Source organism: Methylocystis parvus, from assembly GCF_049675845.1.
Lineage (GTDB): Bacteria > Pseudomonadota > Alphaproteobacteria > Rhizobiales > Beijerinckiaceae > Methylocystis > Methylocystis parvus_A.
This window is the reverse complement of sequence record NZ_CP187161.1, coordinates 2,009,796-2,035,543: the sequence shown is the minus strand read 5'-3', so window position 1 is coordinate 2,035,543 and position 25,748 is coordinate 2,009,796. Positions and strand designations below refer to the sequence as shown.

Here is a 25,748-nt window from a genome sequence, read left to right as displayed (position 1 = left end):
TATCCTGGAAGAGGGACGGGCGTTGCGCGCGCGTTTCCAGGGGATTATTCGTCACCAGGCGCGCGCTTGCGGCCTGTAAACATTGATAGGACGAGGTTTTCGCCATGCTCGATGGAAGCGACAAGAACGCCCAGAAGATGCAGCCCGATTAATGCGAGCATGATCGTCACGGAGGCTTCATGCGTTTCCTCGACCCATTTCTGTCCCCAGAATGCTTCCATCGTCAGCATGACGCCGGTGGCCGAGATCGCGAGGAGCGTCAACATCAGCACGATCACCATAAGGCCGCCAGCGGGATTGTGACCGACGTAGCGCTTTGCCCGAAACCTGGCGGTTTCGAAGACAAATCGCGCCACCTCCCGATGCGGAAAGCAAAAATCGCGAAAACGCGCATGCTTGGAGCCGACAAACCCCCACAGAATACGCAGCGCGACAAGCGCTAAAACGGTATAGCCTGCGCTTTGATGGACAATCTCGTAGGTGTCCTTTGTCGCGAAAGCGATCACGAACATACCGACGAGCGACCAGTGGAACATGCGCACCAACGGATCCCAGACTGTGACGCTGGATCGTTGAGTAACGAGTTCGCTTTCGGCCAGCAGCTGTGTCATCGGGATTGCCCTCTCAAATAGAAAAAGCGCAGGATGAAGCGGTGAAGGCGAGCGCTGGCCCCCCAGTGCCTTATTGCGCACCGGCCTTGCTCGCTCGTCTCACTTGAGCGTTGTCGACGCCAGTTGGGCGGTCGTCGGATCGTAGAAAAGTTCGAAGCGCTTACCGTCCTTGGTGGCGTAGACCTCGTAACAACTGCCTGACACTTTGGATTTCATGATCAAATAGCCGTCCGACTTCACTTTGGCTTCAACATCCTCGATCTTCATCCACGAAGCTTGGGGAGACTTGGTGCAGCCTGCCGCGTAGCTGCCTGCGTAGGCAGAGCTCGCAGTGAAGGTGAGAACCGTGGCAATGAGGAGGTTCGAGAGGATGTTTGAGTGGCTCATGATCGCTTATCCTTCCGCTTTTGGGCTATCTGCGGTCATTCGACCGATTGGCTGACAGTAAAAGAGGCGGCCCCGCATCCGCCTGACGCCCCGTGTCAGCGTATTGTCAGGCTGCGTCGTTCAATAATGGAGCCGGGATGTTTCTGGATCGCGTAACCCTGCGGCGCTCACCCGTTGGACTGTGTTCAGTCCGACGCCTGTTGCTTGGCGTCGGCCTTTCCTTTTGCGCGCTTCAAGGCGGAACAGCGGACGAAAAGATCGGACAGGACGAAATCCGAACGGCGGTCCGACGCGGCGAAATGCGATCGCTGTCGGAAATCGAAGACCTCCTGCGCGATAAGCTGCCCGGCGAGGCGATCAAGGTCGAGATAGAACGCGAGCACGGCCGCTGGATCTACGAATTCAAGGTTCTGGATCGCGGCGGTCAGCGCTTTGACGTGTATGTGGATGCCAGGACCGGCGAGATTCTGGAGACCAAGAGGAAATGACCCGCATTTTGCTTGTCGAAGACGATGCGGCGATTCTGCGCGATATACGAACAGTGCTCGAGGCGAACGGCTACCTTGTTGAAACGACGGCTGACGGTGAGGAGGCGTGGTTCAAGGGCGATGCCGAGGATTATGCAGCAGTTGTTCTCGATCTCGGCTTGCCGCGACTTGACGGCCTCGCTGTCTTGAAACGCTGGCGCCAGAATGGGCGTACGATGCCGGTGATCGTGCTGACCGCCCGCGGAACATGGCCAGAGCGCGTAGAGGGCATTGACGCCGGCGCTGACGATTATCTCGGTAAGCCATTCCGGATGGAAGAACTGCTCGCGCGTCTACGGTCCGTCCTGCGGCGTCACGCCGGGCAGGCGACGAGCCTGATAGAATGCGGCTCGGTGATGCTCGACGAGCGGCAAATGCGGGTCAGCGTCAAGGGCGCGCCGCTTGCTCTGTCGGCGTTGGAATATCGCCTTGTTTCATTTCTCATCAGGAATCGCGGCCGTGTTGTGCCACAGCATGAGCTTATGGAGCATGTTTATGCTCATAACGCCGAGCCCGACAGCAACGCGCTGGAGGTTCTGATCGGGCGCGTGCGAAGAAAACTCGGCGTGGATCTAATCGAGACGCGGCGCGGATTCGGTTACATAGTCCCGGGGCCTACATGAGCGGACGCTCGCTTACGCTCCGGCTGCTCGTCGCGGGATTCGTTGCAATGCTGGCCGCGCTTACCCTTGCGGGATTCGCGCTGGCTCTTCTGTTCGAGCGGCACGTCGAGCGCCGCGCCGTCGCCGAGGCCGACGCACACCTGCGAACATTGATTGCAGGGACGTCTGTTTCGGAGACTGGAGCCCTGAATATCGCTACCCCTCCCGGCGATCCGCAATTCGCGGAAGCTTATAGCGGACTGTATTGGCAGATTCAGTCGGACGGAATCGTCCTTGCGCGATCCCGCTCGCTCTGGGATGAAGAAATCTCGCTGCCGTCGGACGAAGTGCCGGAAGGCAGTGTTCATGTTCATGATATGAAAGGGCCGCGCGGCGCAGCGCTGCTGGCGGTAGAACGCTCGGTGCTGCTGACGAGCGGCGGCGTCGTAAGGCCCTATCGTATGGTTGTGGCTCGGGATTACGCCGAAATTGAGCGGGCGAGTAACGCCTTCTCGCGCGATCTTGCCGTCGCATTGGCGTTGCTCGGCGTCGTGCTCGCCGCGGCGTCTGTCGCGCAAATACATTTCGGCCTGCGCCCATTGAACGCGATCCGCGACGAATTGCACCGTGTCCGCTCAGGCGCACAGTCGCGCCTTCCCGTCGTGTTTCCGCGCGAGGTTATTCCGCTCGCCGACGAAATCAACGCACTGCTGGATGAGCGCGACATCTCAATCGAAAGGGCGCGCGGACGAGCTGCTGATCTTGCTCATGGCCTTAAGACACCTCTTACGGCGCTGAACGCAGACGCGCGCAAGCTCCGCGAGAGAGGACAAATTGACATCGCAGACGACATCGAGGCGCTTGGTGCGATGATGCATCGCAATGTGCTTCGGGAGCTGACGCGCGCGCGCATTGTCGGCCGCCGCGGCGGCGCGCCGCGGGTCAGAGTCAGGCCTGTCGCCGAAGCCGTGGCCGCGGTGGTGGCAAAGACGCCGGCGGCGACAGGAAAGGCGTTCGAATTCGACATCGACAGCGATTTTTCCATGGCTATCGATCGGGCCGATCTCGAGGAACTGCTCGGCAATCTGATTGAGAACGCCACGCGCCACGCGGTGTCCACGGTCAGGATAACCTGCGGCGCGAATCGCGATGTTCTGCACCTTGCGATATGCGACGATGGGCAGGGGCTCGACCCTGATCAGATCACCCGTTTGATGCGGCGGGGCGAACAGTTGGCGGCGTCCGGCGATGGCGCGGGACTCGGTCTGTCAATCGCACGCGAGCTTGTTGAGGCCTACGGCGGCGCAATTTGGCTCGGGCGTAGCGACCTCGGCGGGCTCTCCGTTGAAGTCTCTGTTCCTTATTGGAATCCGAGTTGAGATTGCGGTGTCCGACCATGATGCAGATTTGGGGACGCTGCCAAAGGCGAAAGCGCTCGTCGCGGAGGTGGAACCTGACACGCGCAATCTCGCGCCGGGGCCCTCCAATGCTTGGTTTGTTCCTCGTGCGTTTCGTCATACACGTGCCCCTCTCTCTCTGGGCAAAGGCGCTTCGCGTTACCTACTGTTGTTTCGATATCCGACGAGGCAATTGTGCGGCGGGCGCACACGCCGGTACGCTACATGCGGCTCGACCGGCCTCGATCAGGTCCCCACTGCGCGGCGAGAACCCTTCAAACGAGCCAATTGTCGAACAGGCAACTACGATTGCAAAAGCCTGACGGGCGCGTATTTGAGGGGGAGGGTCTGCTGAAATCTCCCCGCGTTTCAAAGCGCCGTACAAGGCATTCTCAAACGCATAGGACAGACGCTCAAAAAATGCCTCTATCTCCATCGCTACTTTGGGATCGGCAGCGATCCTGTCCGTGACGGTTCGCATGACTAAGCAACCGGACCAACCGGGGCGGCGGGCAGCGCTCTCGAAATTACTCCAGAATCCCGCCAGCTCTGCCAGGCCCGCATCCTGTCTCTCAAGGCCGTGCAGAAAGTGGCCGCCGACTATCCGCGAGTGACAGGACCTCCGATCTCTGTAGTGCACGCTCTGAGAGAGATCAGCTTGAACCAGGTCCTGGCAGGTCGCCGAGAATCATGCCGAATGAAAGACCGCCTACCCGATTGGGGATTTCCAAGCCGGCAATGCGTCGAAACCCCATGCGTCCATAAAGTCGACAAGCAGGATTCGTGTCTCGGACATTGAGACACAGACCCACATCGCGGCGGTGCGCCTCATCGATCAACGCCTTCAAAAGGGCTTGGCCAATCCCTTGGCCCCGAGCCACTTCGCGGACCCCAATCGAGACCTCGGGGGTAGGGGAATTCACGAAAAATACGGGGTTCTCTTTTTGCTCGAACTGGCGTCCCCAGGCAGCGCCGAGGGCGTCTCCATCCCGATAGGCAATAAATCCGAAGTCGCAAGGGCGCTGCCAGCCGCGAAGATGATCGGCGACCAACGGCACGGCGCGGGCGCATTGCGCATCTGGCTCGTACACGGCAATCGCAAGAAAGTCCCATAAGAGATCAAGGTCGCTCTGGACTGCATATCTGATGTCGAGGGTCATATTGGTCTTTTCAGTGATTGTGATGGTGGCAGGCCTCGAAAAAAGGGATTCACCGAATATGGTCGGCGATAACCGTCGCGACTTCGGCGGCGTGGGTGATCGCGAGATCAGGATTGCCCCCTTCACAACGTACAGGCGGACGCTCGGCAACAGGACAAGCAATCGCTCACTAACCGCTAGCGGGCTGATCTAGTCGCGTCTCCCCAAATCAGCAGCACGGGTGCGAAAATTGTCGGAATTCGCGCTGAGAGGTCCTCCCTGATTTCGGTGATCCAGGGTGCGGCGGCTGGAAAGGCTTGTTCGTAATCTGGCCGCCAATTTGCGCCCCCGAGACTATCAATCGGCAAGCCGGCCGAAGTCGCAGTCAGGACCATGCGGCGGATTTTCTCCGGTGCGGCAAGCGCGACTCGCGCGCGCGACCAATCCGTCTATGGATTGGGCAATCAGGTCAACGGCTCGCTAAGCTCAGCGAGCACCATGGCGACAAGATGGTCGATGCCATTCACGCCCTCAGCCGGTGGGTCATTTCCCAGTCCCGGCCAAGAAAGGAAATGCTGCGGATGATTGGTTGTGCTTCGATCTGCAACGGGGCGCCAGACCAGCGCCAGAACGCTGCGCTGCCTAGACACAGGTCTAAGATAAGCAATCCACAAGCAATCGACCTGTTCTGTTCGCATCGCTTGTAATTCACCTCCGCGCCGCCTCGTGCGCCACTGCTTGCCGATACGACGTGTAGATGTTGTCGCGCTGGGGAAGGGAATTCGTTTCGAGCAAGTGGCCCATTCCGCCGTTTGGAGGACGGCGGCGAACCGCGATTGCAGGACCACGCATAAGACTCGGTGAATATCTTCAGCGGACGCGTAGCCTGCACTGTTCGCATAGGAAACCGACCCGCCCGCATCCGACAAAAACTCGACTGCGAAGTCCAGATGCAGGGCGTGGACAATGGTCGAGAGAATGCAGTTGTGGGTCATGTAGCCCACGATCGTCACTGTATCGATCGCATTCGCGCGCAGCCACTGCTCAAGGTGGTGGCGGTGAACGCGCTTGGCGGCAGGTTTTCCACGTAATGATCATGCGGTCGTCTGGCGATCCCGGCATGAATCTCGCCGCCACGGCTTCCGTTGGCGAAAATTGGGCTGCTCTCCGGCGCCAGCTGCTTGACGACAACGACCTTGACGCCCGCCGCCGTCGCAACATCCATGGCGCGCGCCACGTTTTCGACGCTGTCGCGGATGGGCGGGCTTTGAATTGCGAGTTCTCCGCCAACGTAGTCGTTCTGAACATCGATAACGATCAGGGCCCGACGTGGTGATGAATTGCGGACGGGTAAAATGGTAACTGTGTCTCCTATGAGTTTCGACGCGGCGAGCTCAAAATGGGAGGGGCGTCGATTTGCGAAACTGACCCGATTGACATCATTCGAAAGACTCAGGACATTTTGCCCGCCTTCGGGGGTCTGCATGCCCAATCCGATCATCGCTGTCGTCGCTTTCGACGGTATCAGCCCTTTCCACCTATCTGTGCCGTGCCTGGTGTTTGGAGAGGACCAAACGCAGTTCGGTCTGCCGTGCTTCGATTTCCGCGTCTGCGCGCTGGAAGAGGGGCCGATCTGGACCGAGGCAGGGCTGACGCTGACCACGCGACACACCCCCACGGGCCTTGAAGGCGCAGACATAGTCATCTTGCCAAGCTGGCATGAACTCGATGAGCCCCCGCCACCGACCCTGGTGGAGGCGCTACGCATTGCGCATGCGAGAGGCGCGCTACTGGTGGGACTCTGCCTCGGCGCCTTTGCCATTGCGGCGACAGGATTATTGTCGGGACGACGGGCAACCACGCATTGGGCTTTTTCCGAGAAGCTGAGCCAGCCCTATCCGGATATCGCTGTTGAGCCCAAGCTGCTTTACGTGGACAACGGCGATGTGGTCACCTCCGCAGGCGTGGCCGCAGGGCTCGATTGCTGTCTGCATATCGTCCGGGCTCGCTACGGCGCGGAGCCGGCCTTGCGCCTCGCTCGACGCATTGTTCTCTCACCGCACCGGCAGGGAGGGCAGGCGCAATTTATAGAACGGCCAATTGCCAGAACTCCCGCTACTGACCGTTTCGCTCGGGCGCTGGAGAATGTACGCGCCACGCTCGGCGAATCCCATAATCTACAGTGTGGCCGAGACAGCAGGTCTGACTCGGCGGACGTTTACGCGTCGCTGCCGGAAAGCGATGGGCGCCAGCTTCAGCGACTGGTTGATCCACCAGCGGATCGAACTGGCGCAACAGCTACTCGAATCGACCGATGACACGATCGAGATGATCGCTTTCCGCGCTGGCTTTGGAACCGCAACGTCGCTGCGCCAGCATTTTGCATCCAGTCTGAAGGTTTCGCCCACGCATTACCGCAGGTCATTTTCGAAAGGCAACATAAGCGATTCAGGTCAAGCGAGATTGGCGACGCCTTAGGCGTCGCGCGTCGATGCTTGACACTCTGTATCGTTTGCAGGCTTTCCGGTTGTATTCACAGCCGAAAAAAACCGCTCACCCAATTACGCATATTCCTCGTCAATCGGCGCCGAGAGGGTGCTCGCCTGAGAACAAACAAGTTGAATGAAGCGCCTACGAACCTGCTGGGCGTATGGATTGGAGCTTGTGATCGCTTGAACGACCTCTGGCGCATCGTAACGGACCATGTTGACCGCTTCCATCAGCAGGTCGAAACTCCTCGTTGTCATGCGCGTGGGTAGCGGCTCCATCTGAATGAGTGCTTTGGCGATGACGTGCGTCAACGCTTGAGCCATGACGGCGTCTCGATCATGGGCTTCTGGCGTCGTTGATGACGCGCAAGCCAAGAACCTTTCGAAGGAAGGCAGCGACTCGGCGGCCGCGACTGCCCTCGGATCGAGCAAACCGCAATCTTTAGCCCTCTGATGCCGTTGCGGGCGCTTTGCGGCCCGAACAGCGGGTGCGTGGCTACGATCTCAACCTGCTCTGGAAGGTTTCGTTTCATAATTTCAGCCGGGATCACGTTGACTGATCCGACGTCGAGCACGAGCGCTCCTGGCTGCAGGTAAGGGACGATCGCTTCAATCGTTCCCTCAAAACTGTCAACCGGCGTCGCGAGGATGACCACGGGGCATTTCGCAGCAGTCGGGAGGTCGGTTAACCTGACCCCGCGCATCTCGACCAAGCCACCGTGCGGCGCGATCGAATCATAGGCGCACACCCCGAAATGCCCGCTAAGGTGCTGCGCCATCAAGCGTCCGAACGCCCCAAAGCCAATGACGCCAATAAACGGGTGGAACGCGCTCTTCCTGTTTGGTGACACTGTTGAACCTCTGCAAAGATGCGAGGCCAACGGCGTCCTCCAGGGTTCAACCGCTAGCAACGCAGCGGTTGAAAGATGGCAAAGCACCTCGCCGCTAAATAAGCGGCGCGGAATAGAGCCCGGAGGAGGAGGGAGACAATGCCATAACTTAACTATGTCGGCTTCGGTCTGGATGTCAACAGCGTTCCATTGAGTGACAATATGACACTTTAGACGTTCGGCACATTTTCAGGCCTCCCCGCCTCCCCGAAGACCAGAATTCGCATCAGGCGTACGACTGGAGACAATAGCGTATGTATGGGCGTTGTGGGGAAAGATGGTAGCGCTCCTGCGATAACATCAGCGGTTGTGAAATTGAAAAAATTCTATCTCCTCCTGGCACCTTCGAGTGCAGCTGAGATTGTATTTCCGATCATGTCTGCAACTCGCCGAACTGGGTCTGCGTCGAGATGTGCATATCTCTCTGTGGTAGCTGCCTGTGAGTGCCCGAGAAGTTTGCCTACTATCGGTAGGCCAAGCCCTGCACCGGCGCCGACGCTTGCAAAGGAATGTCGCAAGTCATGAATTCTAAGATTGGGCAGGCCTGCGAGGCTTATCGCCGCGGACCATGGCTTCTTCAAATCGGCTCGAGGTTGATCGACGCTCTTGCCTTCAATGACGTAGATTCCAGCGTGGTGGAGCGATTCTAAAACGGCGATTGCAGGAGCGCCCAGCACGATTGTCTTCCTGCCAGTTTTTGAGTCGGGCAGGAACAGCATGCCGCGCTCCAGATCGACGCTTTCCCACCGCAAATTCAAAATCTCTCGCAACCCGCTCCGGTAAAGAGGAGGAGTCGCAAGGCGGCGATACCCGAACCGTGGCGGCCTTCGAGTTCAATTCGCCGAAATGCTTCACCCAATCGCGCCAGTTCATCGGAAGACTAAAAGCGCTCACGGCGCGGTTCGGGATAGCGTTCAATTCCAAGCGCGGGATTGACACCCTCTGGCACAAGCCCGTGCTTTGAGCCAAAGGAATACATCGAGGCTATGACGGCAAGCACGTGGTTGGCTCGGTAAGGAATATGCTTCATCGAAAGATGCAGTCTGGCCAGATCCATTCTGGTCAGGTCATACGCCTTTCAAGCGCCAAACTTCGGCAACAGGTAGAGTTCAATCGCGCCGCGATGGTGACTCGCCGTCGAGCATTTCTTCTTCGCGTCGACGTGTTCGGCCAAGAAGCGAGAGGATAATTCGCGGATGGTTAGCGCCTACCTATTTTTAAGGCGCGCCTCAGCCGGTTCCTGGCCGCAATCGACGGATCCGAGAAGTCCTTTCGCCAGTCCGCGCGCGACATCCGGTGTCAGCGGACCATAGCGACCTACTGACAAAAAGCGCTTCCGACCGTTGGATCGATACCGAACGAGGAAGCTCTTTGTGCCTGATGGTTCGACTCGGAGTCCGAAGCCTTTGAGCTCGGTGTCCCAGATAATGTATCGCTCAAGTCCAGGTACCGCCGCGTCGACAATCCTTTTGGTGAGCCGACCGATTTGTTTTGACATGGGGTTCTTTCGGTGACCACATGGTGACCAGCTGAAAAGAAATCATGGGTGACCATAAAGAAATCATGGGTGACCATGGAGAGTAATAGGCGAATAGCAGTACATTGGTTTGAAAGAGAAAATCGCATGATGGCTTGGATCCGGATATGAACCGGAATGTCGCAGGTTGAAATTCGTAATGATGGGGTCGGGGGTTCGAATCCCTCTTGCGCACCAGAAATTTCAGCCGGCTCGCAAGTGTTGCTTCTAAGTTGCCGCACTCCATAGATTCCCTATTTTGCGAGCGCAGGCGCCGCCAAAACGCTTATTCGATCAGATGGGCCGCGCCGGCGAGCGCGTCGATCGGCAAGACGAAAGCAAGGCCATGGCCGGGGGCGTCCAGATCGGCCGCCCTTACAATCTCATCCAACATTCTGTCCCTTAACTCGCCCGGGACAATGGTGAGGACGATCTCTTTCTCGGGCTCGATTTGAATGCCGAACACTTTGTGCTGCTCATTACGGCCGATGCCGCGGCCGAATAATACCGTTCCGCCGTGAGCGCCGGCCTTAATCGTCGCGTCCAGGACCGTGTCTCCCCATCCCTTCCGGACGATGCTCACAATCAGACATGGATTCGGCATCCGCAGCACTCCCTTTCACACTGACCCTGACGAGGAAGCCAAGAGCCATTACTGAAATAACCGGGGCCAGGGAGATCAGCGCGACCAAGCCCAAGCCGTGGGCGATCGGATCCTGGTCTCCAATCGTTACAGACGCTCCCATCGCAAGCGCGAGAAGGAACGTGTTTGCGAGCGGCCCCGTGGCGACGCCGCCCGCATCCGCGGCGATGGCGACGAATTGCGGATCGCTTCGCCACATAGACGCGATTGCCAGCAGATAGCCAGGAGCGAGCAGATAGAGCAGAGGGATCTTGAAAATAAGCCTTGCGACGCCGAGACCGACGCATAAGGCGACGCCGACACAGATGGCGGTCAGCATCAAGGTTTTGGGGATCGAGCCGTTTGACGTGTCCTCGACCTGATCCGCCAGCACGCGCACCGCCGGCTCGCCCCACGTCGTGAAGAATCCGAGCAGGACGCCGGAGACGATAAAAAGGGCCTTCTGGTCCATCGCCCCGAACGCCATGCCAATGGCTTTGCCGAAGGGCAGGAAGCCAAGCTCCATTCCAAGCAGGAACAGGAACAGTCCCAAGGATGCGAGCGCCGTTCCGGCGAGGACGTCGATAACTTGCTGGAGCGGAAGTTTGAGCCACAGAAACTGGGCGACAAGAAAAAGCACGACCAGCGTCGCGATCGCCTCGAGAACGCTCCAAAGCGCAGCGGCGCTTTCAGTGAGCAGCATCTCCATCACTGGAATGCGTGACCAATGATCAGAAGCGCGATGATCGGTCCGACCGAGGCGAACCCCAGCAGTCCAAATCCATCGGACGCCGCCGAGCGACCGGCGAGAACCGAACTGAGACCAATGGCGATTGCGATCAAGACAGGCGCGGACAGCACGCCAGTCGTGACGCTGCCGGCATCGAATGCGAGGGAGACGAATTGTTCGGGGGCGAAGAAGGCTAGGAGGAGCGTCGAGAGATAGACTGCGGCAAGAAGATATTTCATCTGCCAGCCAGCAAGAATTCGTATCATCGCGATGACCGCGAAGACGCCCACGCCGACGCCGACGACATAGACGACCGTCTGCCTGGAAATTCCCCCATGCGACGCCTGATCCACTTGTCCCGCCAGCACAAGCACATCCGGCTCGGCGATCGTCGTGGCGAATCCGAGCGCGAATGAGACCCCCGCAATCAGCCAGATTGACTGTTTGCCCGGGAGCGCAGCTCCTATGTACCGACCCATTGGCAAGATTCCGTATTCGATACCGGCAAGGAGCAACGTCATGCCGACAACCGCGAGCGCAGAGCCAAACAGGTATTGCGAAAACAAGGGCTGTGGCGCGTGCACAACCGTAAACTGAAGCAGCGTGACAAAAATTGTGAGAGGAGCAACGGCCTGGACCACTTCAAGCAATCGCTCGCGGATTACAAGCAGCATGGGAGTCACCATTCGATCTGTGATTTGAGGCGCATTCGTCGATCGTTTCCTGCATTGCCAGCCAATGGGCAGGGTCCGATCGACAGGAAGTTCAGGAACGTTCACTTCCCTTCCTCGATTCCTTTCAGATTTCTTCTTCCGCCTCCTGCGTCGAACGCCCGGAGATGCGGCGGCGCGCCTGCTCGCGCTTGATCCGGCTGCGCCGCTCGGTCTGGCGCGCCCGCGCCTCCTCGCCCGTGGGGCGAAGGATCTTGCGAAATTCATCGCGCTTTTCGTGAATCGAGGCGATGACATACCCCATCGGCACGCCGACATCGACAAGCACCGTCTCGGCGAGTTGGAGGCTCGCCTCGATCGTCTCCGGAATGGCGTCGCTCGCGCCCAGGCGATAGAGCTCGGTGGCGTGTCGGGCGTCGCGGGCGCGGGCGACGATGATGAGATCGCTCCTGATCTCATGGGCGATGCGGACGATCTCCTCGACCGCCGGCGCGTTCTCGATCGTCACCACCAGCGCGCGGGCCTGCTCCAGCCCGCAGCGCAGCAGGAACTCGCGCCGCGCCGCATTGCCCCAGTAGATTTCGACGCCTCTCTCGCGCCCATCGGTGACGAGCGACACGACGTTCTCGATGGCGACATAGGGGACGTTGTGCCGCGCCAGCATGTCGCCGACGAGACTGCCAACGCGCCCGAAGCCCACGATCACGACGCGATCCTCCGCAATGGCGCTTTCAGGCGCGAGATGCGCGAACTGCGCCTCATCCTCCGCCACACTCGTGGGCCTGGAGAACCCCGCGCCAATACGCCCCAGCAGCGGGATGAAGAAGATGCTGAGCGTCACGACGATCATCGCGTCTGCGCCGAAATGGCTTGGCAAGACGCCGGCGGCCATGGCCGAGGTGAGCAGGGCGAAGGCGAATTCGCCACCCGGCGCGAGCAGCAGCGCCGACTCGAGGCCGACGCGCCAGTCGAGCCGGAAGAGCAGCGACAATGCAAAAACGATAGCGGTCTTCACGGCGATGAGGCCGATGGCGTTGCGCACGATCGGAATGGGGTCGGCCGCGACCGCGCCGATGTCGAGCCCCGCGCCCACCGAGACGAAGAACAGTCCGAGCAGCAGGCCCTTGAAGGGCTCGATCGTCACCTCGATCTCCCGGCGGAACTCGGTTTCCGCGAGCAGCAGACCCGCGATGAAGGCGCCGAGGCCCATGGAGAGGCCCGCCGCGGCGGTGACAAGCGCCTCGCCGATGACGACGAGCAGACAGGCCGCCATGAACAGCTCGGTGAGCTGCACAGAGGCGACGAGCCTGAAGAGCGGCCGCAGCAGCAGCCGGCCGAAGATGATAAGCGCAGCGAGCGCAATAACGGCCGGCAGGAACGTCCAGAGCGCGTCGCCGACGCTGAAGCCTTTCTTGGCGTTGGCGAGCACTGAAACGAAGAAGAGCGCCGGGGCGACCATCAGATCCTGCAGCAGCAGCACCGAGAAGGCGACGCGGCCGGGCATCTTGTTGAGGCGCTTGCCCTCCGCGAGCACTGGCATGACCACGGCGGTGGAGGACATGGCGAGCGCGACGCCCATCAGGATCGCCAGCGCAGGGGCGACCCCGAACCAGAAATGCCCGACTGCGGCCAGCACGGCGGCGCAGACGGAGAGCTGCGAGAGTCCCAGCCCGAACACCAGCTCGCGGAGCCGTACGAGCCGCTCCCAGGAAAGTTCGAGGCCGATCATGAACAGCAGGAAAACGAGCCCGAACTCAGCGAGCTGCGAGACGCCCTGGACGTCGGTGATGGTGAAGAAGGAAGCCCAATTGTCAGGAGTAGCGAAACGGCCCAGCCCATGCGGGCCGAGCGCCGCTCCCGCGACGAGAAACCCCAGCACCGGGCTGACGCGCAGGCGATGGAAAAGCGGGACGACGACGCCGGCCGTCGCAAGAAAGACCAGCGCCTCGCGATAGGATTCGAGATGTAGAGGATGCTCGCCCAAAAGGCCCCCCGCGCCTACGCTGACCGCGATAGCGAATGTGATTGTTGCAGCTGTCGACGCCAAGTAGCTATCAAAGGGGGCTCGATCACTCTCCCGCCGCGGTCATGATCGAGCCTTGCTTGGTTTGACGATATCGGGCGGATGATCACAAGGGAAGCGTCGCTGCTCATTGTTCTGGCGAGCTTCATCGGCCTCATTTTTTCGCCTTTGCCTTGCGCTGGTGGGTTGTACGAAGGCGCTGACACAATACCCCACACGGAGCGTCGCGTTGAAATGGCTTGGCCAGCTACGGCATGTCTCCCGGTAGTCGATCATCGACGACGACCAGAAGATCGCTTTGCAGTTCCGACACCAAATGGTTCGTCACGCTCCCGAGAAGGAGTTCGCGGGAGACGTTGGTTCCGTGCTTGCCGACGGCAACGAGGTCACTTCGTAGCATTTCCTGGTGCGCGACGATTTGCCGTGTTGGATCCCCCCGGACGACGAGACAGTTTGAAGACGTAGGTTCCAGGCCCACAGCCTTTGCAAGCTGACACAGCCGATCGAAGGCAGCGAGATTGATCTCCCTCAAATACGCATCAATTCTCTCCTGCGCGACGCCGGCATAAAACATCATCCCTTCAATAGGCGCGTCAGCGACGTGCAGCAGAGTAAGCGCTGCATTGGGGGCAACCGCTTGAGCCAGTGCTATCGCCGAAAGAGAACCTGGAGAAAAATCTACGGGGACGAGCGCGCGCTTGTAAGCATGACGCGGCGGAAGCTTCACGACAAGAGCCGGGCATCTGCTTTCACGAATGAGAATCGAGGCGGTGGAACCCAACAGAATTCTGTGAAGGAAGCCCTGCCCGTGCGCGCCTATCAGCAACAACTCCGCCTTGGAAGCCGTAGCGAAATTCGGCACCACAGACGCCGCTCTCCCGCATTCGACACGTATCTCGACGGAGTCGTGCTGGGCTGTATTCAACTCGGCGACGAGGTCGCGCAGCTGCGCCCTCGCATCCTCCACCACTTTTTGGCCGATCGCCTCCGTCTCCTCGCCCAGGAGATCCCTCAGCCGGTCGAGAGGGCTGACGTCCACGGCGTGCAAGACCGTAAGGCGCGCTCCTGTCGCCTTTGCGATCAGGAAGCCCCGCTCGATTGCATCTATTGAACTGCCGGAAAGATCGGTCGCCGCGAGTATTTGTTTCATGAGCGGAGCCCCTTTGCCTTGCTCGCCTGGGCAACGGCTCACTGTGGCGCGCGCTCTAACTCCTGCAAAGCTCGGTCGGCGATGGTCGTCGCGGCGCGACGCTTCGCTTTGCCGAATTTGACTGCTTCCTCGAGGCGGGTCACAGCCTTCTTGACATGGGCGTTCGGTCGTTCGCGTTGTGCGGCTTTCGCATGGTCGAGCGCTGTGGTCGCGTGCATGACGAGAGAGTTCGGCTTGTCCTCGCGTCCAGCGGCGACGGCTTCCCGCGTATGTCTGATTGCCTCCGCGAGGTGCGAATCTTTTGCAACGGCGCCCACAGCGCCAAAGGTCAAGCTAAGCCCCAACAACGCCGCGCAAGTCTTCCTGAGCATTTCTTTCTCCCTGAGATACTTCCATAGCTAGCGTTCAAGGCGAGGCCTTCAAGATTTGATTTTCATCGCACGCTTGCGATTGGCGCACGGATTCTTCGAGGTTCCGCAAGGGTGGGGCCCAATCCGCCTTCGGCAGATGGGCTCTCGTGGGGAGAGCGCTTCGACGACAAGCCCTGTGAAGCCGCCGAAAGCGTCCTCTGCGGATTGAGAAAGATTCAACGGGACAGAAGGGACTAAAAGACGAAAATTTCGAATACGGATATAGGTGTCATCCAAGCACGCAGAGCCGTTGGAGCAGCCTGTCAAGCGATTGGAGCAAGAGTAATGGCTCCACCGGATCGAATAGCCTCGGCGGATCGAGCGGTCTCTCGAGACAGACCAGTTTGTCGGGTCGCTTCAGGTCGACATGGCGCTGGCTACTTTTTGCATAGCAGGTCGTCGAGGTCGGTCTTTGCGTCGGTAACGTCGTGAGCGGTCCCGTCAGCTTGCATCGCAAGCACTGCCGCAATGGCGGGGGTTTTCATCTTGCGTTGTGTCGTGATCGCGTAGAATTGCTCGACTATCTCCGGGAGTTCGCCCACGATTTCGAGTTGATATTGCCGTTCGATCGCCTCTTTGACGATCGTCGGCGCGATCGTTAGCCCCATGCCATCCTCGGCGAAAGTCTTGAGCAACGCGCTGTCCTCGATTTCCGCGACAATATCGGGCCGAATGCGCTGATCCTCGAACCATTCGTCGAGCGATCGACGGATTTCGATGTTTGTTGTCGGTAGTACGAATGGCGCATTGTGAAGGCAGCGGGGAAAATTTTCTCGATACCGCGCCGCGTCGCCTTTGGCGGCGAAGACAGAGATCGTACTTTGGCGGATGATGTGATTGTAAACGCGGGATCCGCTCGCCGTCGATGCGGGCGCATCCGACAGCACAAGGTCGACGCCGTGCAGCGCGAGTTCGGCCAGCAGGCGGTCACGCTTGTCCTCGTAGCAATTCATGCGAATTGGCGTGTCCAACCTGAAAGCAGGCTTCAGTAATTGATATATGACGAGCTTCGGGATGGAATTGACGACGCCGACATTCAGGCGTCGGCGATCGGCGGCGCGACGGTCCTGGATGGAGGCGGAGAGTTCTTCGCCCAGCCGGAATATCTGCTCCGCATAGCCGAACACCTGGCGCCCCGCTTCCGTCAACGTCAAGCGGCGGCCATCCTTGTCGAAGAGTTGGGATCCGATTGCGTTCTCGAACGCCGAAAGCTGACTGCTGATCGTCGGCTGCGATAGTCCGATCTTCTCCGATGCTCGGGTGATGCTCCCCTGCTTTGCGACGATCCAGAAATAGTAGAGGTGCTGATAGTTCAGTCTTGGCATGCGATCTCCAGATAGGCTCGTCGACCGCCTGCTTCATTGCTCTCTCCCTATCCCGGCGCAAAGAGTGTCGTAAGCCCCGTGCAAACACACAATGCTAGAGGCGCGCATGCCCGCGAGCAAGGTCAAGACCATCTATAGCTGCTAGAGATTTTTTGAATGGCGGCGTTGTCGGCCTCCGCCTGTTTGTTTCCGCTGAAGAGAGTATGCTTCTTGCCCACAATGGCGAAGGCAGAACAATCCGGGAGCATCATGCAAGGACTGACGAGCCTCGAGGCGCGGGCCCGCCTCGCGGAATTTGGCCCCAACACGCTACCGGAATCGCGACCGCCTTCCTTCGCGGCGGTCTTCTTGAGACAGTTCCTGAGTCCGCTGATTTACATCCTCGTCGCCGCCGCCGCCGTCGCGATGGTGGTTGGCGACGCGAAGGACGCAATCTTCATTGGCCTCGTGCTGCTGATCAACGGCGTTATCGGCGCGGTTCAGGAATATTCCGCCGGTCAGGCTGCAGCTGCGCTGCGCGAGCAGGACCAGCCGCACGCGCTCGTCCTGCGCGACGGCGTTCAGCAGGAGATAGAGGCCCGCGACCTCGTGCCTGGCGATATCGTGCTGCTTGAGGCCGGCCGCCGCGTGCCCGCGGACATGCAGCTGATCGAAGCCGTCGACCTGCGTTGCGACGAATCTCTGCTGACGGGCGAGTCGGCGCCGGTCAAGAAAGTCGTCGCAGCAGGCGCCAAAGAGAGTTCGCGGGAGGGCAGGGCCTTTGCGGGATCGATGGCGACGCGCGGGCGCGGAATCGGCCAGGTGACGGCGACAGGCCTCTCGACGGAAGTCGGGAAGATCGCCGGGGAGCTCGTCAAACCGTCGGCGTCGCAGCCGCCGCTGATCATTCGCATGGAGCGGTTCTCGCAGCTCGTCGCCATCTTCGTGGCTGTAGCGGTCGCGATTCTCATGGTCATCGGATATCTGCGCCACATGGGGCTTGTCGAGCTCTTCATGATGGCGGTGGGCCTTGCCGTGGCGGCGATTCCGGAGGGGCTTCCGGTCGCAATCGCCGTGGCCCTCGCCATCGGGATGCGGCGCATGGCCAGGGCCAATGTGATCGTGCGCAAGATGGCGGCGGTGGAGTCGCTCGGCTCCTGCACCATGATCGCCACCGACAAGACCGGCACGCTCACGCGCAATGAACTCACCGTCACCGAAATCGCGCTGCCGGACGGCTCCGCTCTGTCATTGCAGGCGGGAGAAAAGGTGGAGTCCTTCTCTTTCCGCGGCGCGGCGCGCAACGAAGAGGCCGATCTCTTGCTCGCGGCGCTTCTACGCGCGGCGGCGCTGCCCAATGAGGCGGAGCTCCGGCGCGAGAAGGAAGAGATCCGGGGCGTGGGAGATACAGTCGACGTCGCGCTCCTTGTGGCCGCGCACAGGAGCGGCTGCGTACATGAGGAATTGAGGGCGCGCTATCCGCTGGTGAAGCGCATTCCTTACGAACCGGACCTGAGATATGCGGCTTCGTTCCACCGACATGAAGAAAATCGCGCCGTCCTGGCTTTTGCGAAAGGCGCGCCTGAGACACTGATCGCGATGGCGAGCCGCATGGATGTCGGCGGCGCCCTCGTCCCGATCGACAGGGAGGCGCTGTGGCGCCAGAAGGACGAGATGTCGGCAAAGGGGCTGCGCGTTCTGGCCTTCGCCGAGGGCGAGGTCGCGCCGGAGGCGGATCATGGCTATGGCGCCGGCCATCTGCGAGATCTCGTCTTTCTCGGTCTTGTCGGCATGCAGGATCCGCTGCGTTCGGAAGTGCGGCAAGCAATTGCGGAATGCCGCGACGCAGGGATTACGGTGGCGATGGTCACGGGCGACGCGCCCGGCACCGCCGCGGCAATCGCCAAAGACGCCGGCCTGGTCTTTTCAGACGACCAGATCGTGACGGGCGACGAAGTGAGGCGCGCGGAGGAAGCCGGCGCGACGGCGCTCGATTCGCTTACGAAACGCGCCCGCATTTATGCGCGCGTCGAGCCAATCCAGAAGCTCGCCATCGTCCTGTCGCTGTCGCGCAACGGCCATTTCGTCGCGGTGACGGGCGACGGCGTCAACGACGCGCCCGCGCTGAAGCACGCCCATGTCGGCGTCGCCATGGGCAAGCAAGGGACCGACGTCGCCAAGGAAAGCGCCGACATCATCATCGCGGACGACAATTTCGCCTCCATCGTGCGCGGCGTGCTGGAGGGCCGCGTCGCCTACGCCAACATCCGAAAGGTCATCTTTCTCCTGGTCTCGACCGGCGCGGCCGAGCTGCTGCTGTTTCTGCTGACCATTCCCTTGGGCCTGCCGATGCCGCTGCTGCCCGTGCAACTCTTGTGGCTCAACCTTGTCACCAATGGCGTTCAGCACATCGCGCTGGCTGCCGAAAAGCCCGAAGGCGACGAACTGACCTACCCGCCGCGCAAGCCGCAGGAGCCGATCTTCGACCGGGTGATGATCATCCGCAACGTCTATTCGGCGTTCGTCATGGCCGGCGTCGGCTTCGCCGTGTTCTACTGGCTCATCGAGCAAGGCTACGCCACGGACAGCGCGCGCAATCTGCTGCTCCTGCTGTTCGTCGTCTTCGAAAATTTCCAGGCGCTGAACGCGCGCTCGGAGCATCACTCGCTCTTCTACAAGGGCCTCCTTTCGAGCCCGCTGCTTCTGGCGAGCGTGATCGGCGCGCAAGTCCTCCATCTCGCCGCGGCGCATATCCCGGTCCTTGCCGATACGCTGCGGATCGAGCCCCCGACGCTCGCCGAGTGGGGCGCGCTTCTCGCCCTGGGCTCATCGCTGCTCGTGGTCATGGAGCTCGAAAAGTGGTGGGGCGAGCGCCACAAGCTTGCGAAGGCGCCGCCGTCGGAGCCCGAGGCAGGCTTCGCGTGGCGATATGCGCCCGTCGCGGCAGGCCTCGCCCTTGTCGTCGCCGTCGCGGCCGGCGGTACGATCTATTGGCAGTTCACGCGCGAGGGGACGCGAGACGAGCTTGCGACGGTCGGCCGGAGCGAAAACAAAGCTCCGGATGCGGCCCGAGTCGCGGTTCCCCCGCCCCCGGTCGAGGCGCTCGCGCCGGCTTCGGGAACGATCGAGGCGGTCGCATGCCGCGACGGCGATGTAGTCGATGCTGGACGCGTCTGCGCCAGGATCCTTCCGCTCGACCTCGAGGAGGAACTCGATCGGGCCCGCAAGGCGCTTGCCGTCGCCCAGGCTGCGCAGGGCAAGGCGGAAGCCGGGTTGGAACGCGCCAGGACGGGCTACGATCGCGCCGTGAGCCGGCGGGCTTCCAACGCAGCGAAGGCCAAGGCCCGCGCTGCAGCGGCGCGCGCGGAGGCCCGTCTGACGCGAGCCCACGCAGAGACGGCCCGGCGCGAGGAGGCGATGCGCGCGACGCTCGAGAAGGGCGCGCCAGTGGCGGCGCCGAGCGGCGGGACGGTCGTCGAAAGCCGTCTCGAGCCAAGCAGGGAGGCAAAGTCCGGGGAGGCGCTGTTCCAGGTTTCACCAGCCCAATGAGGCTTGTGAGGAAAGCATCCGGACGCATCCTGGCTCATCGCTCCGGCTGCGGGCTGAGTGCTGAATTCAGCCTACGGCCGAGCTGTGCGTGGTAGCGGCTGAGAGGGAGCTGAAAGCCCCGATGCGAGAGCGAATAGAGGGGATAGACTTCTGGCGTGGCGCGGCGCTCACACAATCCTCACCAACCACATCTACTCGGATAACCGGAGCAAGGCGCAAGTGCGAGTTAGCGTTCCGCTTCCTGTCAAGGCGAACAAGTTCTGACAAATTTAGCGTCGATCGAAAAGCCGGAGTGTATGATACTCGAGCTTATCTTGGATTGCGCGCGATACCAGGACTTGAAATCTCCCGTGATGAGGAGGCTCTCGACACTGCGTTTGTCGCCAGCGCCGCATTCGATCGTCACAATCACCTGATCTCCCGTGCGCGCGACCGATGGTTGAGCGCAGTCTTCCGGCTGAGGTCCGATGATGCTGTCTCCTTCAGCGATGCAGACCTCATGCGTTTGCATGCCGACATCGGGGGAAACGGTCGTGATTCTCCATAGACCCGGCGCTCTTCTTGGCAGCTCTGACGGCAAAGAATCCGCCAATATCGATTCCCGCGGGAGGGCCATTCCGACGAGTGCAATAGCGGCCGCAAGGACGCGTATGCAAGAAGGTGCGATCGTCATGATCTCTGCCTGAGCGTTGAGCGTGAAATTGACTTTCCGCATAGCGATCTCGTCGAGGCGATGTAAAGGTGATTTCCGATTTTTCCCTTCGACGGGTGAAACTCTCCCATTGTGCTGGCCGCGTCCGCAGCGAATATCAATTCTGCTTCTCTGATCGTTCTCAACGAGGAGACTGATGTCGTTTCCGCTGGGGCTATCCGTCATTTTGGCCTGCGTTCTCTGCTTGGTGGACAAGCCGTGTCTCGCCTCCGAGCTGACGCGCGCCGAGATCGAGCAGCGTTTGGCGCAGAACAAGGGCGCCGCCGTCGATCTCTCCAATCTGGATCTATCCGGCGCCGACCTTTCCGGTCTCGATCTGCACGGGGCCGATTTCTTTTCATCCAAACTTGCGGGCGCCAAGTTGAGGGGAGCCCATTTGGCTTCGGCGAATTTCACGCGCAGCGACGTCCAGAACGCAGACTTTTCCGACGCGGATCTACGTGGCGCGACGCTCTATGCGGCGCTGCTCGACGGCGCCGACTTCTCGGGCGCGGATATGACGCGCGCAAGGATCATTGGCGGTGGGCGCGGCGTGAAATTCACCAAGGCGAAACTCATCGACGCGGATCTTGGGGCTGACCCCGCCAATCAGGGAATGGTTCCCGTGCGCGCGGAACTTGCGGAGGCGATTTTCGACGGCGCGGATCTGACGCGCGCCAATCTCACCCATGCCGTGCTGACCTCCGCGAGCTTCACCGGCGCAATCGTCACAGGCGCGCGCTTCGACTACGCTGTTCTCGACGGCTCCAATCTGACGCTGACGCGGTAGCTCCCAGCTTGCGTGCCGTTCTTTCCCGAAGCCGACGAGAAGCTAGAAGCAGACGGCGCTTCGACGCTCGATTAGGAAGGCGGACTGCAACGTCATCGCGTGTTATCGAGGTCGCCGACATGGTCATTCGAGCATTTGCTCTTGCAGTAATTTGTACGGGAGCCAACATCCTTGCCGTCGGCGCTTCCGTGGCGGCCGATCTGTCGCGCGGGCAATATCTCGTGGAGGCGCTGGCGGCCTGCGACAATTGTCACACGCCGCGCGGCCCCGACGGCTACAACCTTTCCGCGCGCTTTTCCGGCGGCGCACAGACATTCACCGGCAAAGATTATGTCGCGCGCGGTTCCAATATCTCGCCCGACAAGGAGACGGGCGTCGGCGGGTGGAGCGACGAAGCGCTCAGCGCAGCCATTGTCGCCGGCCTCGGCCGCGACGGACAACTCGCGCCCGCCATGCCTGCCGATTCCTACCGCGCGCTGACGAACGCCGATCGCAGGGCAATCATCGCCTTCCTGCGAGCGCAGCCTGCGGTGAAGGCCCAACCTGCCGCGCAGCCGCAACGCAATGGCGCTTGGACTCCCCATCCCGCGCCCGGGGCGGAAGCGGCGTTCGACGAAGCGGCGCTCTCCGACAGGATCAAGCGGGGTCTATATATCGCGTCGATCGCCCGCTGCCTCGCCTGCCACAGCGCCGAGGTCGACGACGCGCCCGATTTTGTCAACGGGCTTGGGGCCGGCGGCAAGATCTTCCGAATGGCGGCGGGCGTCGCCGTCGCTTCGAATATCACGGCGCATCCCGATAAAGGCGTCGGCGCCTGGTCGGATGACGAACTCAAGCGTGCGATCACGCAGGGCGTCTCGCGCAAGGGCGCGGCTCTCAAGCCGCCCATGTCGACCCTCGCCAAGGCGCATTTCGCAAAGATTTCACCCGAAGACCTCGACGCCCTCATCTCCTATCTGCGAACGCTCCCGCCCAAGGAATAGTCAGCGCGGCTTCTGAACGGCTTCTCGAATCGCCTTTGCAAGATCGCCCTCGAAGAGAATGGCGGAGCCGTAATGTGTTTCGATGTCGAAGGGACGCGTCCAATTCATGTCGAGTGACGCGCTGTGCAGCGCGATCAGACGCCCGTCTTCTAAAAATAGTCCGGACCCCGAACCGCCATAGCCGTCATTGCAATCATGGCGCGCCCGTCGGACATGGCCCTCCGTGAGCTCGTCGATTCGGTGGATCGCACAGGACTCCACTGTCGCGGGAAGATGCGTGTTGGAGTGTCCCGCAGGCGACACCATCGTCACTTTCATATCCGCTCCCGTCAGAATGCCGCTGGCGTCGGGGATCGGCTGCGGTTTGACATTGTCCGGAGTCGGCTGAATGAGGCGCAGCAACGCCCAGTCGTCCGTGATGTGCAACCCCTTCGACCGGCCCGGGCCGAGGACAAGCTCGAAGCTCTGACCAAGAGCGAAGACAACTGGGTGATGCAGGGCAAGAACTACAGCGCCAACCACTACAGCACGCTGACCCAGATCAACGCCGAGAACGTCAAGAATCTCAAGGTTGCCTGGTCGTTCTCGACCGGTCTGCTCAGCGGCCACGAAGGCTCGCCGCTCGTCGTCGACGGCAAGATGTTTGTTCATACATCCTTCCCCAACAACACCTTTGCGCTCGATCTCGACGATCCGACCCGCATTCTCTGGCAGCACAAGCCCGAAGCAGAACGCCGCCGCGCGCGCGGTCGCCTGCTGCGACATCGTGAACCGCGGCCTCGCCTATTGGGCCGGCGACGGCAAGACGCCGTCGCTGATCATCAAGACGCTGCTCGACGGCAATGTCGTCGCGCTCAACGCCGAGACGGGCAGGAATTCTGGAAGGTCGAAAACTCCGACTTCAAGGTCGGTTCGACCTGACCGTCGCGCCGCATGTCTACAAGGATATCGTGCTCGTCGGTTCCTCGGGCGCTGAACTGGGCGTGCGCGGCTACATGACAGCGTATGACGTCGCACCGGCGAGCAGAAGTGGCGCGCCTATGCGACGGGCCCGGATTCCGACGTTCTGATCGGCGACGATTTCAACAAGGCCAATCCGCACTACGGTCAGAAGGGCCTCGGCACCTCGACCTGGGAAGGCGACGCCTGGAAGATCGGCGGCGGCACCAACTGGGGCTGGTTCGCCTATGATCCGGCTGTGAACCTCGTCTACTACGGCTCGGGCAACCCGGCGCCGTGGAACGAGACGATGCGTCCCGGCGACAACAAGTGGACCATGACCATTTGGGGCCGCGACCTCGAGACCGGCGCGGCGAAGTTCGGCTACCAGAAGACGCCGCACGACGAGTGGGACTTCGCCGGCATCAACTTCATGATGCTCTCCGAGCAGAAGGACAAGGACGGCAAGCTGCGCAAGCTGCTGACGCATCCCGATCGCAACGGCATCGTCTATACGCTCGATCGCACCGACGGCACGCTGATCTCCGCCGACAAGATCGACGACACGGTCAACGTGTTCAAGAAGTCGACCTGAAGTCGGGCCTGCCGGTGCGCGATCCCGAATATGGCACGCGCATGGACCATCTGGCCAAGGACATCTGCCCGTCGGCAATGGGCTATCACAATCAGGGCCTCGACTCCTACGATCCCACGAAGGAGCTGTTCTTCCTCGGCGTGAACCACATCTGCATGGACTGGGAGCCCTTCATGCTGCCCTACCGCGCGGGTCAGTTCTTCGTCGGCGCGACCCTGAACATGTATCCGGGTCCGAAAGGGCGATCGCCAGAAGGGTGGGTCTCGGTCAGATCAAGGCCTACAACGCCATCACCGGCCAGTTCAAATGGGAGAAGATGGAGCGCTTCGCGGTCTGGGGCGGCACCGCCGCGACCGCCGGCAACGTGGTGTTCTACGGAACGCTCGATGGCTTCATCAAGGCGCGCCAACAGCGACACCGGCGAGCTTCTCTGGAAGTTCAAGCTGCCGTCGGGCGTGATCGGCCATCCGATCGTCTACCAGCACAAGGGCGTCGAATATGTCGCCATCCTGTACGGTGTCGGCGGCTGGCCGGGCGTTGGTCTCGTGTTCGACCTCCAGGATCCGACCGCCGGTCTCGGCGCGGTCGGCGCCTTCAAGCAGCTCGCCAACTACACGCAGATGGGCGGCGGCGTGATGGTGTTCTCGCTCAACGGCCAGGGTCCGTACGACGACGTGAACCTCGGCGAATACAAGCCGAACTGATCTCCCCCCGCTCGAGAAAGCGACTGTGAGACGATGCTCGGATGCGCTCGCGCGCGTCCGGGCGACGCCAAACAACAATAATAGCGAAAGAAAAGCTGCGATGTTGCGTGTGCGCTCCTCTCTCTGGTTTGGCGTCGCTGCTTTGGCGCTCTTCGGAAACGCCAATGCGAGCGCTGCATCTCTCGGCGTTTCCGGCGACGCCGTCGGCAATGCCGCTCCTGCCGCCACACCGGCGCCGGCCGCTGATCCGAACGTGCTGCGGATCTGCGCCGCGAAAAATCAGCCGCCTTTGTCGCTCGAAGACGGCTCGGGCCTCGAAAACAAGATCGGCGTAGCGCTCGCGGACGCCATGAAGCGCAAGCCACAATTCGTCTGGTCCGAGAAGCCGGCGATTTATCTCGTGCGCGACTATCTCGACAAGAATCTCTGCGACGTGATCGTTGGCCTCGACACGGGCGATTCCCGCGTCGCAACGTCGAAGCCCTATTATCGCACCGGCTACGTCTTTGTGAGCCGGGCGGATCGCGATCTCGACGTCAAATCGTGGAATGATGGGCGGCTCAAGAAGCTCGGCCACATCGTGGTCGCCTTCGGCTCTCCCGGCGAAGTGCTGATGAAGGACATGGGCGTCTATGAAGACAACATGGCCTATCTCTACTCGCTGGTGAATTTCAGATCGGCGCGCAATCAATATACGCAGATTGATCCGAGCCGCATGGTCGGCGAGGTCGTGAACGGCGCGGCGGAAATCGCCGTCGGATTCGCGCCGGATGTCGCCCGCTACGTGAAGGGCTCGGCCGTTCCGCTGCGGATGACGTTGATCGAAGACGATGCGGCGAAGAGCAATGGCGAAAAGGTGCCACAGCGCTTCGATCAGTCTGTCGCCGTTCGTCGTGACGACAAGGCCTTGCTGGCCGCGGTGGATGCGGCGCTTGTCGCCGCGAAGCCGAAGATCGAGGAAATCCTCAAGACGGAGGGCGTGCCCCTTCTCCCCGTCACCCCATAATTTGCGACGACTACCGGATAGGA

Annotated in this window: 20 protein-coding genes and 5 pseudogenes; 9 read left to right on the top strand and 16 right to left on the bottom strand. The window is 60.9% G+C overall.

The window, feature by feature from the left end:
* Positions 1–44: 44 nt before the first annotated feature.
* Together ACPFMJ_RS10470 and ACPFMJ_RS10465 are read right to left on the bottom strand one after the other, a co-directional pair.
* Positions 45–611, bottom strand: a complete 567-nt coding sequence (locus ACPFMJ_RS10470; RefSeq protein WP_424363717.1) for a cytochrome b/b6 domain-containing protein — start codon at positions 609–611, stop codon at positions 45–47.
* A gap of 99 nt (positions 612–710) precedes the next feature.
* Positions 711–998: a PepSY domain-containing protein gene (locus ACPFMJ_RS10465; protein WP_424363716.1), complete on the bottom strand. Its 288-nt coding sequence runs from the start codon at positions 996–998 to the stop codon at positions 711–713.
* Positions 999–1,135: 137 nt separating this feature from the next.
* Between ACPFMJ_RS10465 and ACPFMJ_RS10460 the strand changes: the two genes are divergently transcribed.
* From ACPFMJ_RS10460 to ACPFMJ_RS10450, 3 genes are read left to right on the top strand one after another with little or no spacing between them, the layout of a single operon-like run.
* On the top strand, positions 1,136–1,486 hold the full coding sequence (locus ACPFMJ_RS10460; protein WP_424363715.1) for a PepSY domain-containing protein: 351 nt from the start codon (positions 1,136–1,138) through the stop codon (positions 1,484–1,486).
* Positions 1,483–2,148 carry a response regulator transcription factor gene (locus ACPFMJ_RS10455; RefSeq protein WP_424363714.1) on the top strand — a complete coding sequence of 222 codons (666 nt, stop codon included), beginning with the start codon at positions 1,483–1,485 and terminating at the stop codon, positions 2,146–2,148. The genes ACPFMJ_RS10460 and ACPFMJ_RS10455 overlap by 4 nt, the downstream gene beginning before the upstream one ends.
* A gap of 47 nt (positions 2,149–2,195) precedes the next feature.
* Positions 2,196–3,506 carry a sensor histidine kinase gene (locus ACPFMJ_RS10450; RefSeq protein ID WP_424363713.1) on the top strand — a complete coding sequence of 437 codons (1,311 nt, stop codon included), beginning with the start codon at positions 2,196–2,198 and terminating at the stop codon, positions 3,504–3,506.
* Between the two features lie 671 nt (positions 3,507–4,177).
* Here the strand turns inward: ACPFMJ_RS10450 and ACPFMJ_RS10445 are convergent.
* Entirely contained in the window at positions 4,178–4,684 is a 507-nt protein-coding gene (locus tag ACPFMJ_RS10445) for an N-acetyltransferase family protein (protein WP_424363712.1), read from the bottom strand.
* 443 nt (positions 4,685–5,127) lie between these two features.
* Positions 5,128–6,149, bottom strand: a pseudogene (locus tag ACPFMJ_RS10440) (isochorismatase family protein).
* Between ACPFMJ_RS10440 and ACPFMJ_RS10435 the strand changes: the two are divergent.
* Positions 6,148–7,141: pseudogene (locus tag ACPFMJ_RS10435) on the top strand (helix-turn-helix domain-containing protein). The pseudogenes ACPFMJ_RS10440 and ACPFMJ_RS10435 overlap by 2 nt on opposite strands.
* Positions 7,142–7,224: 83 nt before the next feature.
* Here ACPFMJ_RS10435 and ACPFMJ_RS10430 read toward each other — a convergent pair.
* From ACPFMJ_RS10430 to ACPFMJ_RS10385, 10 genes and pseudogenes are all read right to left on the bottom strand, one after another.
* Positions 7,225–8,003, bottom strand: a pseudogene (locus ACPFMJ_RS10430) (prephenate dehydrogenase/arogenate dehydrogenase family protein).
* A gap of 365 nt (positions 8,004–8,368) precedes the next feature.
* Positions 8,369–8,794: a site-specific integrase gene (locus ACPFMJ_RS10425; protein WP_424363711.1), complete on the bottom strand. Its 426-nt coding sequence runs from the start codon at positions 8,792–8,794 to the stop codon at positions 8,369–8,371.
* A gap of 455 nt (positions 8,795–9,249) precedes the next feature.
* Entirely contained in the window at positions 9,250–9,540 is a 291-nt protein-coding gene (locus tag ACPFMJ_RS10420) for an Arm DNA-binding domain-containing protein (protein WP_424363710.1), read from the bottom strand.
* Between the two features lie 304 nt (positions 9,541–9,844).
* Positions 9,845–10,162 (bottom strand): P-II family nitrogen regulator, encoded by a 318-nt coding sequence (locus ACPFMJ_RS10415; protein ID WP_424363843.1) that lies wholly within the window; start codon positions 10,160–10,162, stop codon positions 9,845–9,847.
* Positions 10,089–10,889 (bottom strand): DUF1538 domain-containing protein, encoded by an 801-nt coding sequence (locus ACPFMJ_RS10410; RefSeq protein ID WP_424363709.1) that lies wholly within the window; start codon positions 10,887–10,889, stop codon positions 10,089–10,091. Before ACPFMJ_RS10410 ends, ACPFMJ_RS10415 begins: the two co-directional genes overlap by 74 nt.
* A complete protein-coding gene (locus ACPFMJ_RS10405) occupies positions 10,889–11,584 on the bottom strand; it encodes a DUF1538 domain-containing protein (RefSeq protein ID WP_424363708.1) in 696 nt (231 codons plus the stop codon). The genes ACPFMJ_RS10410 and ACPFMJ_RS10405 overlap by 1 nt, the downstream gene beginning before the upstream one ends.
* 124 nt (positions 11,585–11,708) lie before the next feature.
* Positions 11,709–13,565 (bottom strand): cation:proton antiporter, encoded by a 1,857-nt coding sequence (locus ACPFMJ_RS10400; RefSeq protein WP_424363707.1) that lies wholly within the window; start codon positions 13,563–13,565, stop codon positions 11,709–11,711.
* Between the two features lie 286 nt (positions 13,566–13,851).
* Complete coding sequence (locus ACPFMJ_RS10395) at positions 13,852–14,754, bottom strand: universal stress protein (protein ID WP_424363706.1); 903 nt, start codon at positions 14,752–14,754, stop codon at positions 13,852–13,854.
* A gap of 38 nt (positions 14,755–14,792) precedes the next feature.
* Complete coding sequence (gene smbP / locus ACPFMJ_RS10390; RefSeq protein ID WP_424363705.1) at positions 14,793–15,125, bottom strand: small metal-binding protein SmbP; 333 nt, start codon at positions 15,123–15,125, stop codon at positions 14,793–14,795.
* Between the two features lie 416 nt (positions 15,126–15,541).
* The gene (locus ACPFMJ_RS10385; protein ID WP_424363704.1) at positions 15,542–16,489 is read right to left on the bottom strand and encodes a LysR family transcriptional regulator; all 948 of its coding nucleotides are present in this window, start codon (positions 16,487–16,489) and stop codon (positions 15,542–15,544) included.
* 219 nt (positions 16,490–16,708) lie between these two features.
* Here ACPFMJ_RS10385 and ACPFMJ_RS10380 point away from each other — a divergent pair.
* A pseudogene (locus ACPFMJ_RS10380) lies at positions 16,709–19,330 on the top strand (cation-translocating P-type ATPase); the annotation flags it as partial.
* Between the two features lie 931 nt (positions 19,331–20,261).
* Here the strand turns inward: ACPFMJ_RS10380 and ACPFMJ_RS10375 are convergent.
* The gene (locus tag ACPFMJ_RS10375) at positions 20,262–20,894 is read right to left on the bottom strand and encodes a DUF3617 domain-containing protein (protein WP_424363703.1); all 633 of its coding nucleotides are present in this window, start codon (positions 20,892–20,894) and stop codon (positions 20,262–20,264) included.
* Between ACPFMJ_RS10375 and ACPFMJ_RS10370 the strand changes: the two genes are divergently transcribed.
* A complete protein-coding gene (locus ACPFMJ_RS10370; RefSeq protein WP_424363702.1) occupies positions 20,866–21,498 on the top strand; it encodes a pentapeptide repeat-containing protein in 633 nt (210 codons plus the stop codon). The genes ACPFMJ_RS10375 and ACPFMJ_RS10370 overlap by 29 nt on opposite strands.
* Positions 21,499–21,686: 188 nt before the next feature.
* Positions 21,687–22,481 carry a c-type cytochrome gene (locus ACPFMJ_RS10365; RefSeq protein WP_424363701.1) on the top strand — a complete coding sequence of 265 codons (795 nt, stop codon included), beginning with the start codon at positions 21,687–21,689 and terminating at the stop codon, positions 22,479–22,481.
* On the opposite strand, the gene ACPFMJ_RS10360 is transcribed toward ACPFMJ_RS10365, so the two are convergent.
* Positions 22,482–22,907, bottom strand: a complete 426-nt coding sequence (locus ACPFMJ_RS10360; RefSeq protein WP_424363700.1) for a trypsin-like serine peptidase — start codon at positions 22,905–22,907, stop codon at positions 22,482–22,484.
* 12 nt (positions 22,908–22,919) lie between these two features.
* On the opposite strand from ACPFMJ_RS10360, the pseudogene ACPFMJ_RS10355 reads away from it, so the two are divergent.
* Positions 22,920–24,719 (top strand): annotated as a pseudogene (locus ACPFMJ_RS10355) (methanol/ethanol family PQQ-dependent dehydrogenase); the annotation flags it as partial.
* Between the two features lie 100 nt (positions 24,720–24,819).
* Positions 24,820–25,725 carry a methanol oxidation system protein MoxJ gene (moxJ, locus tag ACPFMJ_RS10350; protein WP_424363699.1) on the top strand — a complete coding sequence of 302 codons (906 nt, stop codon included), beginning with the start codon at positions 24,820–24,822 and terminating at the stop codon, positions 25,723–25,725.
* Positions 25,726–25,748: the final 23 nt, after the last annotated feature.

Coding starts and splice junctions, on each gene's coding strand:
- ACPFMJ_RS10470 (WP_424363717.1), bottom strand. CDS start 611: ATGACACAGCTGCTGGCCGAAAGCGAACTCGTTACTCAACGATCCAGC.
- ACPFMJ_RS10465 (WP_424363716.1), bottom strand. CDS start 998: ATGAGCCACTCAAACATCCTCTCGAACCTCCTCATTGCCACGGTTCTC.
- ACPFMJ_RS10460 (WP_424363715.1), top strand. CDS start 1,136: ATGTTTCTGGATCGCGTAACCCTGCGGCGCTCACCCGTTGGACTGTGT.
- ACPFMJ_RS10455 (WP_424363714.1), top strand. CDS start 1,483: ATGACCCGCATTTTGCTTGTCGAAGACGATGCGGCGATTCTGCGCGAT.
- ACPFMJ_RS10450 (WP_424363713.1), top strand. CDS start 2,196: ATGCTGGCCGCGCTTACCCTTGCGGGATTCGCGCTGGCTCTTCTGTTC.
- ACPFMJ_RS10445 (WP_424363712.1), bottom strand. CDS start 4,684: ATGACCCTCGACATCAGATATGCAGTCCAGAGCGACCTTGATCTCTTA.
- ACPFMJ_RS10420 (WP_424363710.1), bottom strand. CDS start 9,540: ATGTCAAAACAAATCGGTCGGCTCACCAAAAGGATTGTCGACGCGGCG.
- ACPFMJ_RS10415 (WP_424363843.1), bottom strand. CDS start 10,162: ATGCCGAATCCATGTCTGATTGTGAGCATCGTCCGGAAGGGATGGGGA.
- ACPFMJ_RS10410 (WP_424363709.1), bottom strand. CDS start 10,889: ATGGAGATGCTGCTCACTGAAAGCGCCGCTGCGCTTTGGAGCGTTCTC.
- ACPFMJ_RS10405 (WP_424363708.1), bottom strand. CDS start 11,584: ATGCTGCTTGTAATCCGCGAGCGATTGCTTGAAGTGGTCCAGGCCGTT.
- ACPFMJ_RS10395 (WP_424363706.1), bottom strand. CDS start 14,754: ATGAAACAAATACTCGCGGCGACCGATCTTTCCGGCAGTTCAATAGAT.
- smbP (WP_424363705.1), bottom strand. CDS start 15,125: ATGCTCAGGAAGACTTGCGCGGCGTTGTTGGGGCTTAGCTTGACCTTT.
- ACPFMJ_RS10385 (WP_424363704.1), bottom strand. CDS start 16,489: ATGCCAAGACTGAACTATCAGCACCTCTACTATTTCTGGATCGTCGCA.
- ACPFMJ_RS10370 (WP_424363702.1), top strand. CDS start 20,866: ATGTCGTTTCCGCTGGGGCTATCCGTCATTTTGGCCTGCGTTCTCTGC.
- ACPFMJ_RS10375 (WP_424363703.1), bottom strand. CDS start 20,894: ATGACGGATAGCCCCAGCGGAAACGACATCAGTCTCCTCGTTGAGAAC.
- moxJ (WP_424363699.1), top strand. CDS start 24,820: ATGTTGCGTGTGCGCTCCTCTCTCTGGTTTGGCGTCGCTGCTTTGGCG.